Below are 16,218 nucleotides of genomic sequence, written 5' to 3' on the forward strand. Positions count from 1 at the left end.
ATTGGAGGCCGAAAAGAAGAAAATCCTGATCAGAATTGGTTCCCTGCGCCACGGCGGCGCGGAAAAAGTTCTGGTGACTTTTCTGAAAAACCTGCCGAAAGATAAGTACGACATCGATCTTTTGCTGAATCTTTATTCGGGGAAATATGTATCTGAAGTTCCGGACTGGATCAACATCAAATATCTGAACAAAGGCGAAATGATTACAACGAATCGCCTGCAAGATATTCCTGTTAAAATATTCCGGGTTATTTACCAGAAAATTTTGAAAACATTTCCGGGTTTGCTTTATCAGTTTATTTTGAACGGAAAAAAATATGATGTCGAGTTTGCTGCGATCCACGGCATGCGGGATGAAATTTTAAATTCTCCTCTAAAATCCTCAAAAAAAATCATTTGGATTCATAATGATTTGACGAAAACAGAATTTAAAAATTATACTGAAGCAGAGTTTCGGCGATTTTTTGGTTTTGATAAAATTCTTGTTATTTCCGAAAAAATTCGGCGTGATTTTGAGCAATTTTCTCAAAATTCTGAAGAGCGGCAAAAAATTTTGCGCATTTATAATCCTTTAGACACTGAAGAAATTTTAGCAAAATCGAATTTGCCGCTCGAAAATTACCAGTTTGAAAATAAAGTAAAAACCTTTGTTTCTGTCGGAACGGTTTTCCCGCAAAAGGGCTTTGATCGATTACTACAAGTTCACAAGCAGATTTTAAATGAAGGTTTCGACCACCGAATTTTAATTATCGGCGACGGTTATGATTTTGAAAATATCGAAAAACTTCGTCAGGAGCTAAAAATCACGGAAACTGTGACGCTTTTGGGTTATTCTGGAAATCCTTATCCTTTAATTAAAGCTGCTGACTATTTTGTTTTAAGCTCGCGTTACGAAGGGTTTCCCACGGTTTTATTTGAAGCAATTACTTTGAAAAAGAAAATTATTGCGACCGATGTTTCGGGCGTTCGCGAAATGGTGGAAGACGGAAAACTCGGTTTGATTATGGAAAATTCTGAAAAGGGAATTTACGAAGGAATCAAAAAAGCCCTCGAAAAGCCGGAAGTTTTTGCTGAATACGAGCAAAATTTAGCTGAATATCAGGCGCCGTTTAACCTGAAAAATTCCGTGCAGGCGCTTACAAAAATTATCGACGAACTGTAAACTTCTATTATCTTTGTTTCTATGTCTAAACATTCTCTGCTTCAAAAAGATTTTTATCGCGAAAGTGGCCAATGGCTTTCGACCGTTCAAATCTGGAAAAAATGTTTTAGCCCGAATCTTCATTTCATTTATTTGCTGCGAAATGCACAAAAATTTCAGAAAAACAGTTTTAAAGGAAAAATCTGGAGATTGGTTTTACGGCATTATCAGATTAAATATGGTTTCCAGATCTATCCCGAAACACAGATTGGCGCAGGTTTTTACCTTGGACATTGGGGCGCGGTGGTGATAAATCCTAAAACGAAAATCGGTAAAAACTGCAATATTGCGCAGGGTGTAACCATCGCACAGTCAAATCGTGGTAAAAATGAAGGCGTACCCGAAATCGGCGATGAAGTCTGGATCGGCCCGAATGCGGTGATTGTCGGGAACATCAAAATCGGTAATAATGTTTTGATAGCTCCCAATGCATATGTGAACATCAACGTTCCTGATAGCTCAATTGTGGTGGGAAATCCGGCGACTTTCAGCACCAATGAAAATGCAACTGTGGGTTATATCAACAATAAAATAAAATAATCTTTCAGAAAAATTTTGGCTGCTTTTAGCCCTGATTTTTCCTTTTTAAATTAAATAAAAACTTTTGTGATGAAAAAATCTTACGAACGAATTTTTGAAAATAATAAAAAGTGGCTGGAATCTCAGCTGGTGGACAATCCGGATTTTTTTAAAACACTTTCAGCAACGCAAACGCCGGAATATCTGTACATCGGATGTTCGGACAGTCGTGTTTCCGCGGAAGAAATGATGGGCATGAAACCGGGCGAACTCTTTGTGCACCGAAACATCGCAAATGTGGTGAATACTTTGGACATGAGCTCAACCGCCGTCATACAGTACGCGGTGGAACATCTTCAGGTGAAACACATTATTGTTTGCGGACATTACGGTTGCGGTGGTATTAAAGCAGCGATGACGCCGGAAGATTTAGGATTGTTAAATCCGTGGTTGAGAACGATCCGTGATGTGTACCGTTTGCATCAGACCGAACTGGACGCCATCGAAGATGAACAAAAACGTTACGACCGTTTGGTAGAACTGAATGTTCAAGAGCAATGCATCAACGTTATTAAAATGGCGTGCGTGCAGGAAGAATATTTAATTGATGAATATCCAATCGTGCACGGTTGGGTTTTCGATATGCGCAGCGGAAAAATCATCGATCTGGAAATCGATTTTGAACAAATCCTGAAAGACATTCAAAAGATTTATAACCTCACCGATTCGAACTGGGTTATGAGTCGCAAAAACAACAAAAATTTAATTTAAAAAAAGTGCTTTTTAGCGCCAAAAAAATAGCCGGAACAAACATATTGTTCCGGCTATTCGCGTAAAATTTAATTTAATTTAGAAACTGGAAACATTAAGTCGTCCTCCTGTTGTCATTTTTCCTGCGCAAGATGCGGTAGGTGTAGCAGAAGAAAGAATTGCTCCTCTAATTTGACTTGCAGATGAACCTGGATGTTTAGAAGCATATAAAGCTACTGCACCTGCAACATGCGGCGTTGCCATGGAAGTCCCATTATAACTTGCATATGCAGAAATCATTTTTCCTTTTGAAGACTTTGGTACAGTTGACCAAATTCCTGATCCCGGTGCAGCAATATCACAAGTGGTAGCTCCGTAGTTAGAGAAGCTTGAAAGTGCGCCTGTGTTGGTAATTGATGCAACGCTGATGATGTTATCGTTGGTATATTTAGAAGGATATCCGGTAGTTGTAGTATCGTTGTTGGAGCTTTCGTTTCCGGCAGCTGCTACGAACAAGATTCCTGCTTGGTTTGCTCTCTCGATTGCATCAAAAAGTGCCTGAGAGAAACCGCCACCACCCCAAGAGTTGTTGGTTGCTACGATATTGATACCATTTCTTAATTTTAAATCCGTAAAATAATCAACTGCTTTAATAGCATTTGCAGTAGTTCCGCCTCTTCTTCCTAAGAATTTTGCACTAAGAAGTTTTACATTCCAAACCACTCCGGCAACACCTTTTCCGTTTCCGCCTACAGCACCGATTGTTCCTGCAACGTGAGTTCCGTGATCATCATTTGCATCATCGAAAACCTGAGCATCGCCGTTTGCAAAATCGTACCCATAAACATCGTCAACGAGTCCATTTTTGTCATCATCAACACCGTTACCTGCAACTTCCCCAGTATTTACCCCTGCGTTAGGTGCGATATCTTCATGAGAATACATGTAACCTTCATCGATAATACCAATGTAAACGTTGCTAGAGCCAGTGCTTCCGCCAGCCCATTGACTGGCAGCATTAGTCCCGTATTGGTTTGCCGGTGATGTGCTTGCACCATACATTCCCCAAAGAGACCCGTTGGTGAAATAAGTATCGTTAGAGGTTGCGTGATGTTGGTACACGTAGTTAGGTTCTACATATTCAACGCCCGCCATTCCTTTCGCTTTAGAAATTGCTTCAAAAGCATTGATGGAAACGCTTACTACATTCACCGCCTCTTTCTGACCTTTACGTTCCATCATTTTGGTAAGTACTTTTTCACTTACTTTACCACCTATTTTTGCGAAAACATCTTGTTTCTTACTGTCCGATGTTCCTTCTTTAAATTTTATCAGAATCCCTTCAGTTTCTCCAAAAGCTGCTGTATTAGCTGCTACTTTGGAATAATTGTCTGCTGCGACTTCCGAATTTAATCGGTCCGCGTCTGAAGAACAGCTTGCTACTGCCATGGTCATGGCTCCAACAAGCGCAAGTTTAAAGTTTAATTTTGTCATAAAAATTTGAATAATTAAAAAGTTAGATTTCAGTGATAAATTCACTGCTTTAAAATGTTTTAAGTAAAAAAGCAAACAAATATATAAATTATTTCCACTAGAAAAAATATATCATAGCTTTTTTCATAATTTATTTAAATTCTTTTTTATCCAACAATTATGTTGAAATTTCACATTTTAACAAAATTAATAACGCATTCTATTGAAAATGTGTAAATACGAAGAAAACCGCCTTTTGAAGCGGTTTTCTTTTTTTTAATGAATTTTATAAACCCTTTTTTTACTTCCCGTTAAAAGAAGTCATCGCATTTTGTATTCCGGCGAAAATAAAAGACAAAGTAGCCTTTGAAAATTTCTCCACTCTTTCCGGTAATTTTGCGCGTTCTTCTTCATTCCATTTTCCAAGAACATAATCCACCTGTCTTCCTTCCGAAAATTCTGCAGAAATGCCGAAACGCAAGCGTGGATAATTTTGCGTTTGCAATTGTTCCTGAATGCTTTTTAGACCGTTATGACCGGCGTCGGAGCCCTTCATTTTCATTCTTAATGTGCCAAAAGGCAACGCCAGATCATCCGCAATAATCATTAAATTTTCCAGCGGAATATTTTCTTTTTGCAGCCAGAATTTCACCGCATTTCCGGAAAGATTCATGTAAGTGTCGGGCTTTAAAATCAAAACCTTTCTGCCTTTGTATTTTCCTTCGGCCAGCAAACCGAAGTTTGACGATTTAATGTGCTGATTGCTCCCAACGCTTATGTAAACTTCGATGTGCCTGAAAATTCAGTCGTTATCGGAAATCCCGCACAAATCACCACAAACGCAAATGCAACAGAAGCCTATATTAATCATAAAATTTAATATTAAATTTTTGTTAAATACTGGTTTTTTAATTCTGAACATCTATTTTTGCATTATTGATTTAGTCTATTGAATTAGAGAACAACTTATGCGAAATAATATAAGTAAACGCTAAACAGTTATTTATGAAAAAGTCGTACGAAGTTATTTTCGAAAACAATAAAAAATGGGTGGAGTCAAAACTTGCTGAGGACAAAGACTTTTTCAAAACCCTCTCTGCATCACAAACTCCTGATTATCTTTATATTGGATGTTCAGACAGCCGTGTTTCCGCAGAGGAAATGATGGGTTTAAAACCGGGCGAAGTATTTGTAACCCGAAACGTTGCAAACGTCGTAAACACGCTGGACATGAGTGCTACCGCTGTGATTCAGTACGCCGTTGAACACCTGAAAGTGAAACACATCATCGTTTGCGGACACTATGGATGTGGCGGTGTAAAAGCTGCAATGACGCCTCAGGATCTTGGGCTGATGAATCCATGGCTCAGGAATATACGCGATGTTTACAGGCTGCATCAGGCTGAATTGGATGCTATTGAGGACGGTCAAAAACGTTACGACCGCCTTGTAGAACTCAATGTTCAGGAACAGTGCATCAACGTTATTAAAATGGCTGTGGTTCAGGAACAGTATTTGGTCGATGAATATCCAATTGTTCACGGCTGGGTTTTCGATCTGAAAACAGGAAAGATCATCGATCTGGAAATTGATTTTGAAAGTATTCTGAAAGACATTCAGAAGATTTACAATTTAACCAACTCAGAATGGGTAATGAGTCGCAAAAAAAATAAAAACCTCATCTGATCAATATGAAACTTTGGAGCATCATAACATTGACGGTCTTTTTGAATTTCATGGCATTACCAACTATTGCCACGTTTTTCAATTGGGATTTGCCGGCGACTAATATGATTATTTCCGAAGAAGAAACCCAACACTCACCGCTGGTAATCAACGAAAAAACCATTCCGGAAACACTTAGTGTTCGTGACTTCCTGCAGTTTTTTGAAAGAGATTTCTCAGCAAATTCATTTATATGTGCAGATGATTCTGTACACCTCTCTCCTTTTCTTACGATATTTTCCCCGCCTCCCGAAGTTTAATTTTTATCGCTTTTAATGAACATTCCACACTTTTTTAAGTGCTGGCAAACCGTTCTGTATCAAAAATTACATTTCAACCGCTGTAGTCACAAACTGTGTCCGGATATTTCCTGTACGAAATTCCAAACGGCCAGCTGTGGCTAAAGGCAGCACAATTTTTCAAAAAAAATGAAAAAAACACTTTCTATATATGGAGGGATTAAAGAAAATTTCCCTTCAGGACTCGTCGTATTTTTAGTAGCACTCCCACTGTGTCTTGGGATTGCATTAGCCTCAGGCGCACCACCGCTTTCCGGGATTATTGCAGGAATTATCGGCGGTTTGGTTGTCGGTTATCTTAGTAATTCGAATATCTCGGTCAGCGGACCCGCAGCGGGATTAACCGCTATTGTACTTACTGCTATTACCGATTTAGGTGCATTCGAACTTTTCCTTTGCGCCGGAATTATTGCCGGGATTCTTCAGTTAATTTTAGGTTTTATAAGAGCCGGAAGTATTTCAAATTATTTTCCCACCAACGTTATCGAAGGGATGCTGGCCGGGATTGGGATCATCATCATCTTAACGCAGATCCCTCATGCATTGGGTTTTGATAAAGATTTTGAAGGAAACCAGACGCTTTTCGCCAATGGTTTTAACCCAAATTATTTTAGCGAATTGGCCGCGGGAATTCATCCTGGTGCAGTAATCGTTACGTTGGTCTCCATCATTATTCTTTTGGCCTGGGATAAATTTCCAGCACTGAAAAAACTCAAAATGATTCCCGGAGCACTAGTGGCAGTAGCTGCAGGTATTATGCTGAATTATATCTTCATCCTTTCCGGAAGTTCACTTGCGATCGGCCCAGAACATTTGGTTTCCCTTCCCGTTCCGCAAAGTGCGGCAGACTTTAAAGACATGATTGTTTTTCCGGACTTTCAGGGTTTCCTGAATCCAAAAGTTTGGATTGTTGGCGCAACGATCGCTATTGTGGCGTCCATCGAAACATTACTGTGTATTGAAGCTTCCGACCGTTTGGATAAGCGCAGGAGAATTACAGACACTAACTTAGAGCTTCGTGCACAGGGAATCGGAAATTTAATTTCTTCAGCAATCGGCGGTTTACCGATGACCTCGGTGGTCGTAAGAAGTTCTGCCAATGCAAGTGCCGGAGCAACCTCTAAATTATCTACCGTTATTCATGGCGCTCTATTGCTGATTTGCGTTCTTACGATTCCGTTTATTCTGAATATGATTCCACTCGCTACTTTGGCCGCGGTTTTACTTCTGGTAGGTTACAAACTGGCGAAACCTGCAACGGTGATGCATTTCTGGCATAAAGGAAAATACCAGTTTATCCCTTTCATCGCGACAGTAGTCGCAGTAGTTTCGCTTGATTTACTGAAGGGTGTGGGAATTGGATTATTGATTTCGATCTTCTATATCCTTCAGGGAAATATGAAACGAGCTTACTATCTGAGCCGAGAAGAGCTTGACGATGCTGATGAAATCAATATAAAACTTGCAGAAGAGGTTTCTTTTCTTAATAAAGCGGCCATTAAAAAAACGCTTAAAAACATCAAACCAAACTCACAGGTCTGTATTGATGCCAGATCAACCTCCTACATCGCGACCGATATTCTTGAAATGATTCAGGAGTTTGCCAATATCCGTGCAAAAGAAGAGGATATTGAAGTGAGGCTAGTAGGTTTCAAAACCTCTTATCAGGAATACGCTGACGACGAAGATTCACACATCATCATTGCCCACAGAAGAGCCATGTAACTTAAAAAACTCAACATCAACTTTAAAATAAATAAATGAAAGCACATACCTTAGAAACACAATCTACAACAACACCAGAAAAAGCGCTTAATTTTCTAAAAGAAGGAAACCAACGCTTTGTACAGAACCTAAAAATGAACCGAAATCTGCTCGAGCAGGTAAACGATACGCGCGCCGGGCAGTGGCCTTTTGCAGTAATACTTAGCTGTATCGACAGCCGTACTTCTGCAGAACTGATTTTTGATCAGGGTTTAGGCGATATTTTCAGCATACGGATCGCCGGAAACTTTGTAAATAAAGATATTCTTGGTTCCATGGAGTTTGGCTGTAATGTCGCCGGTTCCAAATTGGTAGTGGTCCTCGGGCACACCAAATGTGGCGCTCTGAAAGGCGGTTTGGACGCACAAAGCATTGAAGGAATGAGCATGGAAAACCTTAACCATCTTGTTGGTCATTTTCAGGGCTGTATTGACGGTTTGATTAAAGAAAGCGAAGAACGTTCGTCGTCAAACAGCGATCTTCTGGAAAGACTTAACGTTTGCAATATCCGGAAAACCATGGAGGATATCCGTCAGCAGAGTACTACGCTTAATCAACTGGAGAAAAGCGGAAATATTAAAATTGTTGGTGCCAACTATTGCGTCGAAAGCGGTGTTGTAACATGGCTAGACGAAAATATGAATGCTGAAATGGAAGCGCAGACTGGCGAAATGGCTATTTCCCATTAAAAGCAGTCATCGTATTCTGTATTCCCGCGAAAACAAAAGACAGACACGCTTTAGAAAACTTCTCGATTCTTTCGGGAAGTTTTTCTTTTTCCTCACCTTCCCATTTTCCAATAACATAATCTACCTGTTTTCCTTCAGGAAATTCTGCAGAAATTCCAAAACGCAATCGTGGATAATTTTGCGTTTGCAATTGTTCCTGAATACTTTTTAAACCATTATGACCAGCGTCTGAGCCTTTCATCTTCATTCTTAAAGTACCGAATGGCAGCGCCAGATCATCCGTAATAATCATCAGATTTTCCAAAGAAATATTTTCTTTTTGAAGCCAGAATTTCACCGCATTCCCGGAAAGATTCATATAGGTGTCCGGCTTTAGAATTAAAACTTTTCTGCCTTTATATTTGCCTTCCGCAAGCAAACCAAAGTTTGAGGATTTAAAAGGAACTTCAAGCGTTTCCGCGATTTTTTCCGCAATTTTAAAACCGACATTATGTCGTGTTTCCTCGTATTCTTCACCTTTATTTCCAAGGCCGACGATCAAATATTTCATTAATGATTTTTCTTAAATTTTTAAATTTTCTAAAAAAAGTACGTTTTAATAGCTAATTTTTTGACTTGGAAAAAATACCGGGATTTTTAAGCATTTTTTTTGATTTTGGCAAAAATTATTTAGCTAAAATTCTTTCCAAAACCGCATTCACCTCATCCACATTTTGCACATTTTCTTTTCGCATCATGAGCTGGTTTCCTTCTTTACTGTTTTTTTCTTTTAAAGTAGCTTCGCTCGGATATGCCGTTAAATAGGCAATAATCTTCCGGAATTTTTCGCTTTGATAAAATTTGTCCTGCGGATTTTGCGGAAAATATCCCAGAAAAACGCCGTTTTTTACCACAATTTTATCGAAACCAATTTCAGAAGCAATCCATTTCAATTCTACGGATTTCAATAAATTCACTGCTTCCGGCGGTAATTTTCCGAATCTGTCGATGAGCTCGCTTTCCATTTTTTTCAGCTCTTCCTTACTTTCAATTTCCGCTAATTTTTGGTAAAGCGAAAGTCTTTCTTCAATGCTTTGAACATAAGAATCAGGCAGCATTAATTCCAAATCAGTATCAATATTCACCTCTTTATTAGATTTGAAAAGCTTTTTCCGGTCTTCTTCATTATCAAATAAATCTTCGAATTCTTCATCATTTTGAAGTTCCTCCAGCGCTTCCTGCATAATTTTCTGGTACGTGTCGAAACCCATTTCATTGATGAAACCACTTTGTTCACCGCCCAATAAATCGCCGGCACCACGAATTTCCAGATCTTTCATGGCGATTTGAAAACCACTTCCCAAATCCGAAAACTGTTCAATCGCCTCCAATCTTTTTCGTGCATCAGAAGTCACCATATCAAACGGCGGTGTAATCAAAAAACAAAATGCTTTCCGGTTGCTCCTTCCAACACGGCCGCGCATCTGGTGAATATCTGCCATACCAAACCGCTGCGCATCATTAATGAAAATCGTGTTCGCATTCGGCACATCCACACCACTTTCGATAATGGTGGTGGAAACAAGCACGTCATATTTACCTTCCATAAAATCCAGAACATTGCGTTCCAGCTGTTTGCCGTCCATCTGTCCGTGACCTGTAATCACCTTTGCATCAGGAACCAGGCGCTGAATTAAACCTGCAATATCTTTCAGATTTTCAATTCTGTTATTAATGAAATAAACCTGGCCATCACGCTGAAGTTCGTAAGAAATCGCATCGCGGATAATTTCTTCATTAAAACCAACAATTTGCGTTTCCACCGGCTGGCGGTTTGGCGGCGGCGTTTTAATGACCGAAAGATCGCGCGCGGCCATTAAAGAAAATTGTAAAGTACGCGGAATCGGTGTCGCCGTTAATGTTAATGTATCAACGTTGCTTTTTATGGTTTTCAGTTTGTCTTTTACCGAAACGCCGAATTTGTGTTCCTCATCGATAATTAAAAGGCCTAAATCCTTAAATTTCACCGAATTTCCCACGAGCTGATGCGTTCCGATGACGATATCAATTTTCCCGGATTTTAAACCTTCCAAAGTTTCCGCTTTCTGTTTAGCAGATCTAAACCGGTTCATATAAGAAATCGTCACCGGAAAATCTTTCAGCCTTTCCATAAAACTACGATAATGCTGAAAAGCCAGAATCGTGGTCGGCACCAAAATAGCCACCTGTTTTCCGTCGGTTGCCGCTTTAAAAGCTGCCCGAATCGCAATTTCTGTTTTCCCGAAACCTACATCACCACAAATCAGGCGATCCATTACGGTTTCATTTTCCATATCAGTTTTCACATCGATCGTCGCTTTTTCCTGATCGGGCGTATCTTCATAAATAAAACTGGCTTCCAGTTCATTTTGAAGGTAAGAATCGGGTTTATAAGCAAATCCTTTTGCGGTTTTTCGCTCGGCATAAAGTCGAATCAAATCAAAAGCAATTTGTTTTACTTTCGCTTTTGTCTTTTGTTTTAATGATTTCCAGGCAGGCGAACCGAGCTTTGAAAGCACAATTTCGCGACCGTCGGGACCGTTGTATTTCGAAATTTTATTCAATGAGTGGATGCTCACATAGAGCAAATCGCCGTTTTTATAAACCAGCTTAAAACATTCCTGAATTTTGCCATTATTATTCACTTTCACCAGACCCATAAACTTCCCGATTCCATGGTCGATGTGCGCAATATAATCGCCGACTTTCATCTGCATTAAATCTTTCAGCGTAATCTGCTCTGATTTTGCAAAAGTATTTTTAGCTTTATATCTTTGGTAACGGTCGAAAATCTGGTGATCGGTGTAGACCGAAATTTTGTGCTCAAAATCTACAAAACCTTCGTGCAGTTCAGATTTAAAGGACTTAAAAGGCACATTTTTTTCCAGTTCCTCGAAAATAGATTCCAGTCTTTCCTTTTGTTTTTCGGTGGAAAAAGAAATCCACGTTTCAAAACCGTCGTTTTGTTTTTCTTCCAGATCTTCCTGCAGCATGTCAAACTTTTTATGAAAGCTCGGCTGCGGCGTTTGGTTCAATTGGATGACGGTGGCATCGCTGCCTTTCACTTCCTGCAAAGTAAAATCGATCCACTCAAATTTATTGATGTCTTTCGAAAAATCGTCTTCTGACACAAAAAGTTCTTTCGGTTTTTGATGTTTAATTTCTGTGCTTAACTTTCCAAAATTTTCTTCCGCCTTTTCATAGAAATTTTTAATAAAATTAAAACCTGCAAAAGCATTTTTTGTCACTACAACTAAATCTTTCGGTGCCAGATCAAACAAAGAGACTTTCTTACCGATGGCGGAAAAATTCATGTTGGAAACCAGCTGAAATTCTTTGATTTTTGCTTTCGAAAGTTGAGTTTCAATATCAAAAGTTTTGATGCTTTCCACTTCGTTTCCGAAAAAAGTGATGCGATATGGCTCTTCATTGGAATAGGAAAAAACATCTACAATTCCGCCACGCACAGAGAATTCTCCGGGTTCCGAAACGAAATCCGTCAGATTAAAATTAAACTGATGCAACAATTCTTCTGTAAAATCAAAATCGAGTTGATCACCGGCTTTAATGGTATGCGAAATCGCTTTAAAATCATCTTTTTTCATCACCTTTTCCGCCAGCGAAGCAAACGGCGCCACCATCACGCGCGGTTTTTTGTCATTGTGAATGCGGTTCAGAACCTCAGTACGCAAAACCAAATTTGCATTTTGTGTTTTTTCGATTTGATAGGGATCGAGATGCGTCGGTGGAAAATACAGCACGTTCTCTTTGCCGAGTAAATCTTCCAGCTCCGAGGTGATATACAGCGCATCTTCCTTATCGTCGGTGAGAAAAAGAATCGATTTTTTCTTGATTAAAAAAAGCTCCGCTGCAAAAACCGCCGGCGAAGAACCTGCAAACGATTTCACCGCCAAATGCCGGTTTTTGTCCAGTTCGGTAAAAAGTTCTTTGCCAAATCCCAAATGAAGCAATTGAGGCAAAAATGTTTCGGTGATTTTCTTTAATTGCATAAATATCTCTGAAGAAATAAGGTCTAATGAAACGAAAAAAGCGATTTCGGGACTGTTCCGAAATCGTGTGCGACGCTGCAAATTTAGTTAAATATTTTTTGACGGCCTTTTTGCCCTTTTTTTGGTTTTTCTAAAATCCTTAAATTTTTTACCTGCTTTTTGAGCATTTTTTTTCAATTTTATATTCTCTGATTTTTTAGCTGCACGTCGCTTAATTTTTTCACTTAAATGAATTTGGCTTTCCATAAAATTCGTGCATTCGTGTTATTCCATATTTTAGCTGCTTTTTCGCTGTTTTTTTTGTTTTTACATTTTACTCAGTTCAAGATTTTATATTTTGGTTTAAATTTGTGCTATGCTAAATTTTCTGAAGAAAAATATCGCCCTTATTTGGGCAAAAAATCACGTAAAAGGCACGAAATCTTTTAAGAAAAATGCTGTTGAAAACCAGCAAAAATTGTTGCTTTCTTTGGTGAAAACCGCTGAAAAAACGTTGTTTGGCCGTCATCATCAGTTCGAAGACATCAAAAACATCGAAGATTTTCAGGCGAAAGTTCCCGTCGCCGATTACGAAGAACTTAAACCTTACATCGAAAAAGTAAAAAAGGGCCAGCGCGATATTTTGTGGACGGGAACACCGGAATATTTTGCGAAAACCTCCGGCACAACTTCGGGCGCGAAATACATTCCGATTTCTAAAGAAGGAATGCCCTATCAACTTGCTGCCGCTCAAAGTGCTATTTTTCACTATATCGCCCAGAAAAACAATGCAGATTTCGTGAACGGAAAAATGATATTCCTGCAGGGAAGTCCGGAACTTGAAGAAATTTACGGCGTAAAAACCGGGCGACTTTCGGGAATTGTGGCACATCACATTCCATCTTATTTGCAGAAAAACCGTTTACCGAGCCTGGAAACCAACCTCATCGAAGATTGGGAAACCAAAGTGGACGCGATTGTAAAAGAAACCGAAAAAGAAAATATGACGCTGATTTCCGGCATACCACCGTGGCTCATCATGTATTTTGAAAAATTAATCGAAAGAAACGGCAAAAAAATCACAGAACTTTTTCCGAATCTTCAACTCATCATCACCGGCGGCGTGAACTACGAGCCATATCGCGAAAAAATGACCGAATTGCTCGGAAAAAATGTAGATACGCTGCAGACATTTCCGGCGAGTGAAGGATTTTTTGCTTTTCAGGATGATTTTGAAAAAGAAGGACTTTTATTGCTCACCAATCACGGGATTTTTTATGAATTTATTCCGTTGGAAGAGTTTGGAAAACAAAATGCGCGAAGGTTAACTTTAAAGGATGTTGAACTTCACAAAGATTACGCTTTAATTTTAACGACCAATTCCGGATTGTGGGCGTATTCAATCGGCGATGTGGTGAGGTTTATTTCAAAAAATCCGTACAGGATTTTGGTTTCGGGGCGGACGAAACATTTCACCTCCGCTTTTGGTGAGCACGTGATCGCTTTTGAAGTGGAAGAGGCTTTAAAAGCCACCGTTGAAAAAATGCCGGCGCAAATCACTGAATTTCATTTGGCGCCGCAGGTGAATCCCACCGATGGTTTGCCGTACCATGAATGGTTTATGGAGTTTGAAAAAGAACCTGCTGATTTGGCAAATTTTCGTGATTTTCTGGATGCCGAAATGCGCAAAAGAAATACCTATTATGATGATTTAATTTCAGGAAAAGTTCTTCAACCTTTAATCATTACAAGTTTAAAGAAAAACGCGTTTCAGGATTATGCGAAATCCGAAGGAAAATTGGGAGGACAGAATAAAATTCCGCGCCTGGCAAATGACAGAAAAATCGGTGATTTTCTCGGAAAATTTAAAAAATAGCTTAGTTAGAAACTGCTTTTAAACCTACAACCGACGCAATTAAGGTGAAAACAAAAAACATCCGCCAGAAAGTTACGGGTTCATTAAAAAGCAAAATTCCCGTAAAAACTGCGCCTACAGCGCCAATTCCTGTCCAGACAGCGTATGCAGTACCGATGGGAAGTGGTTGCGAGCCCACCGAAATCGCTTTGTAAAGCAAAAACATACTCAGAAACAGCGAAATCCCAAAACCCAACCACCAGAAATAGCTTTCTTTCCCTGTGGTTTCCTGTGCTTTTCCGAGGCATAGCGCAAATCCGGTTTCGAATAACCCGCCGATAATGAGTAAAATCCAGTTCATTGTTCAAAGGTAAATCATTAATTCAGATTTGAAAAATTTGCCCTTTTAGCGGCTTAAATTTCGTGCTTAAAATATATTTTTGCAGAATGATTTCACTTCAACCTCTGCAAACCTTAAAAATTCCCGAATTCCGCAACATCATGTCAGGTCGCTTTTTTTTGGTTTTATCTTTCCGAATGCTAGCAACGCTGATGGGTTGGTGGATTTACAAGTTAACAAACGATCCTTTTGCCATCGGTTTGATTGGTTTGTCGGAAGTTATTCCTGCAGTTTCCACGGCTTTGTACGCCGGCCATGTCATCGATAATTCCGAAAAAAAAAAGCTTTTGCTCATATGCAATTACGTCTACGTTTTTCTCATTGGCTTACTTGCGATTCCGGCATTTTTCGGCACCGGCTTTCTGCATTTAACCAATCTGCAGATTTCTTACTTCATTTACGCCATTATATTCTGCACGGGTTTTTGCCGCGCTTTTATCGGACCGATTGTTCCGGCGATGATTCCAAAAATAGTTTCGCGTGAACAACTTCCGAACGCGATTACCTTAAACCAGGCAACTTTTCTTACTGCTTCGGTTTCCGGGCACGCGCTGGGCGGCTTTCTGATTCATTGGATTGATATTTCCGGAACTATTTTAGTTATCGTCGGCGCCATGATTTTCGCGTCCTTTTTCTTTTGGTTTCTTGACCAGCATCCATCGGAAAACAGCGACAGAACGCTGGGCGTCGTAAAAAGTATGAAAGAAGGTCTCGCATATATTTATAAAACCAAAGAAATTTTGGGCGCACTTTGCCTTGATATGTTCGCGGTGCTTTTTGGCGGCGCCGTGGCGATGATTCCCGTATTTGCGACGGATATATTAAAAGTCGGTTCCGAAGGTTTTGGCTTGCTCAATGCAGCCTCCGACATCGGTTCGATGTGCATCATAATGACTTTAGCTTTCGTTCCGCTCACCAAAAATCAAGGGAAAATATTGCTCGTCGCCGTTGTGGGCTTCGGACTTTGCATTATCGGTTTTGGTCTTTCGAAACTCTATTGGCTTTCTTTCTTTTTGTTGGTTGCGAGTGGAATGTTGGATGGTATTTCGGTCGTCATCCGCGGCACCATCGTACAACTGAAAACGCCGGATCATATCCGCGGGCGCGTTTTAAGCGTGAATTCCATTTTCATCATGTCGAGTAATGAAATGGGACAGTTCGAAAGCGGCGTTGCGGCAAAACTTTTGGGCGTTGTTCGCTCGGTGGTTTTTGGCGGTACAATGACGGTTTTAATTGCAATTTTGGTGGGAACCACCGTTCCGAAACTCCGAAAAATGAACTATTAAATTTTTTAGGAGCAACCAAGATTTGCGCATCGTACACAAGTGTGACCGGCTCTTCATTGCAATCTTTTTTTTCCGCACCTCAGCCCCGGCAAAAAAAAGGATTTCCATTGCGATCCGGGCTACAATGAAAATCCGTCTCCTTCCGACTTATCAACACTTTAGATTATTGAGCAGCAGAACATTAATTAAAATAAGCTGATGAATGTTGATTAATTCTTCGCCTTAAAACACTAAAAAAACTATCTTTGTC

General features: G+C 39.8%; 14 protein-coding genes and 2 pseudogenes. 10 read left to right on the forward strand and 6 right to left on the reverse strand.

Going from position 1 to position 16,218, the window contains the following annotated elements; all coding sequences use genetic code 11:
* The first annotated feature begins 1 nt into the window (after position 1).
* From OA84_RS00220 to OA84_RS00230, 3 genes are all read left to right on the forward strand, one after another.
* Positions 2-1,162 carry a glycosyltransferase gene (locus tag OA84_RS00220; protein WP_039340640.1) on the forward strand — a complete coding sequence of 387 codons (1,161 nt, stop codon included), beginning with the start codon at positions 2-4 and terminating at the stop codon, positions 1,160-1,162.
* Between the two features lie 21 nt (positions 1,163-1,183).
* A complete protein-coding gene (locus OA84_RS00225; protein WP_039340643.1) occupies positions 1,184-1,741 on the forward strand; it encodes a serine acetyltransferase in 558 nt (185 codons plus the stop codon).
* A 69-nt stretch (positions 1,742-1,810) separates the two neighbouring features.
* Positions 1,811-2,491, forward strand: a complete 681-nt coding sequence (locus OA84_RS00230) for a carbonic anhydrase (RefSeq protein ID WP_039340646.1) — start codon at positions 1,811-1,813, stop codon at positions 2,489-2,491.
* 78 nt (positions 2,492-2,569) lie between these two features.
* Here the strand turns inward: OA84_RS00230 and OA84_RS00235 are convergent, their stop codons facing one another.
* Entirely contained in the window at positions 2,570-3,964 is a 1,395-nt protein-coding gene (locus tag OA84_RS00235) for a S8 family peptidase (protein ID WP_039341010.1), read from the reverse strand.
* A 280-nt stretch (positions 3,965-4,244) separates the two neighbouring features.
* Positions 4,245-4,694 (reverse strand): annotated as a pseudogene (pth, locus tag OA84_RS00240) (aminoacyl-tRNA hydrolase); the annotation flags it as partial.
* Here pth (OA84_RS00240) and OA84_RS11530 point away from each other — a divergent pair.
* From OA84_RS11530 to OA84_RS00260, 5 genes and pseudogenes are all read left to right on the forward strand, one after another.
* Positions 4,695-4,823: pseudogene (locus OA84_RS11530) on the forward strand (serine acetyltransferase); the annotation flags it as partial.
* Positions 4,824-4,948: 125 nt separating this feature from the next.
* Positions 4,949-5,629 carry a carbonic anhydrase gene (locus OA84_RS00245; protein WP_039340648.1) on the forward strand — a complete coding sequence of 227 codons (681 nt, stop codon included), beginning with the start codon at positions 4,949-4,951 and terminating at the stop codon, positions 5,627-5,629.
* A gap of 5 nt (positions 5,630-5,634) precedes the next feature.
* Positions 5,635-5,928, forward strand: a complete 294-nt coding sequence (locus OA84_RS00250) for a hypothetical protein (protein WP_039340651.1) — start codon at positions 5,635-5,637, stop codon at positions 5,926-5,928.
* 168 nt (positions 5,929-6,096) lie between these two features.
* Positions 6,097-7,692: a SulP family inorganic anion transporter gene (locus OA84_RS00255; protein WP_039340654.1), complete on the forward strand. Its 1,596-nt coding sequence runs from the start codon at positions 6,097-6,099 to the stop codon at positions 7,690-7,692.
* A gap of 35 nt (positions 7,693-7,727) precedes the next feature.
* Complete coding sequence (locus tag OA84_RS00260) at positions 7,728-8,420, forward strand: carbonic anhydrase (RefSeq protein ID WP_052252042.1); 693 nt, start codon at positions 7,728-7,730, stop codon at positions 8,418-8,420.
* Here OA84_RS00260 and pth (OA84_RS00265) read toward each other — a convergent pair.
* From pth (OA84_RS00265) to OA84_RS11360, 3 genes are all read right to left on the reverse strand, one after another.
* A complete protein-coding gene (gene pth, locus OA84_RS00265) occupies positions 8,407-8,970 on the reverse strand; it encodes an aminoacyl-tRNA hydrolase (protein ID WP_039340656.1) in 564 nt (187 codons plus the stop codon). The genes OA84_RS00260 and pth (OA84_RS00265) overlap by 14 nt on opposite strands.
* Positions 8,971-9,085: 115 nt before the next feature.
* Entirely contained in the window at positions 9,086-12,448 is a 3,363-nt protein-coding gene (mfd, locus tag OA84_RS00270; protein WP_039340660.1) for a transcription-repair coupling factor, read from the reverse strand.
* 87 nt (positions 12,449-12,535) lie between these two features.
* A complete protein-coding gene (locus OA84_RS11360; RefSeq protein WP_156965012.1) occupies positions 12,536-12,694 on the reverse strand; it encodes a hypothetical protein in 159 nt (52 codons plus the stop codon).
* Between the two features lie 109 nt (positions 12,695-12,803).
* Here OA84_RS11360 and OA84_RS00275 point away from each other — a divergent pair, with 109 nt between their 5' ends.
* A complete protein-coding gene (locus tag OA84_RS00275) occupies positions 12,804-14,303 on the forward strand; it encodes a GH3 auxin-responsive promoter family protein (RefSeq protein ID WP_039340664.1) in 1,500 nt (499 codons plus the stop codon).
* Position 14,304: 1 nt separating this feature from the next.
* On the opposite strand, the gene OA84_RS00280 is transcribed toward OA84_RS00275, so the two are convergent.
* Entirely contained in the window at positions 14,305-14,643 is a 339-nt protein-coding gene (locus OA84_RS00280) for a DMT family transporter (RefSeq protein WP_039340667.1), read from the reverse strand.
* An 86-nt stretch (positions 14,644-14,729) separates the two neighbouring features.
* Here OA84_RS00280 and OA84_RS00285 point away from each other — a divergent pair, with 86 nt between their 5' ends.
* Positions 14,730-15,968 (forward strand): MFS transporter, encoded by a 1,239-nt coding sequence (locus tag OA84_RS00285; RefSeq protein ID WP_039340669.1) that lies wholly within the window; start codon positions 14,730-14,732, stop codon positions 15,966-15,968.
* Positions 15,969-16,218: the final 250 nt, after the last annotated feature.

This window comes from Kaistella solincola (assembly GCF_000812875.1).
Classification (GTDB): domain Bacteria; phylum Bacteroidota; class Bacteroidia; order Flavobacteriales; family Weeksellaceae; genus Kaistella; species Kaistella solincola.

Excerpts from the sequence above, each read along its gene's own strand:
- OA84_RS00225 (WP_039340643.1), top strand. The coding sequence starts at position 1,184 with ATGTCTAAACATTCTCTGCTTCAAAAAGATTTTTATCGCGAAAGTGGC.
- OA84_RS00230 (WP_039340646.1), top strand. The coding sequence starts at position 1,811 with ATGAAAAAATCTTACGAACGAATTTTTGAAAATAATAAAAAGTGGCTG.
- OA84_RS00235 (WP_039341010.1), bottom strand. The coding sequence starts at position 3,964 with ATGACAAAATTAAACTTTAAACTTGCGCTTGTTGGAGCCATGACCATG.
- OA84_RS00245 (WP_039340648.1), top strand. The coding sequence starts at position 4,949 with ATGAAAAAGTCGTACGAAGTTATTTTCGAAAACAATAAAAAATGGGTG.
- OA84_RS00250 (WP_039340651.1), top strand. The coding sequence starts at position 5,635 with ATGAAACTTTGGAGCATCATAACATTGACGGTCTTTTTGAATTTCATG.
- OA84_RS00255 (WP_039340654.1), top strand. The coding sequence starts at position 6,097 with ATGAAAAAAACACTTTCTATATATGGAGGGATTAAAGAAAATTTCCCT.
- OA84_RS00260 (WP_052252042.1), top strand. The coding sequence starts at position 7,728 with ATGAAAGCACATACCTTAGAAACACAATCTACAACAACACCAGAAAAA.
- pth (WP_039340656.1), bottom strand. The coding sequence starts at position 8,970 with ATGAAATATTTGATCGTCGGCCTTGGAAATAAAGGTGAAGAATACGAG.
- mfd (WP_039340660.1), bottom strand. The coding sequence starts at position 12,448 with ATGCAATTAAAGAAAATCACCGAAACATTTTTGCCTCAATTGCTTCAT.
- OA84_RS11360 (WP_156965012.1), bottom strand. The coding sequence starts at position 12,694 with ATGGAAAGCCAAATTCATTTAAGTGAAAAAATTAAGCGACGTGCAGCT.
- OA84_RS00275 (WP_039340664.1), top strand. The coding sequence starts at position 12,804 with ATGCTAAATTTTCTGAAGAAAAATATCGCCCTTATTTGGGCAAAAAAT.
- OA84_RS00280 (WP_039340667.1), bottom strand. The coding sequence starts at position 14,643 with ATGAACTGGATTTTACTCATTATCGGCGGGTTATTCGAAACCGGATTT.
- OA84_RS00285 (WP_039340669.1), top strand. The coding sequence starts at position 14,730 with ATGATTTCACTTCAACCTCTGCAAACCTTAAAAATTCCCGAATTCCGC.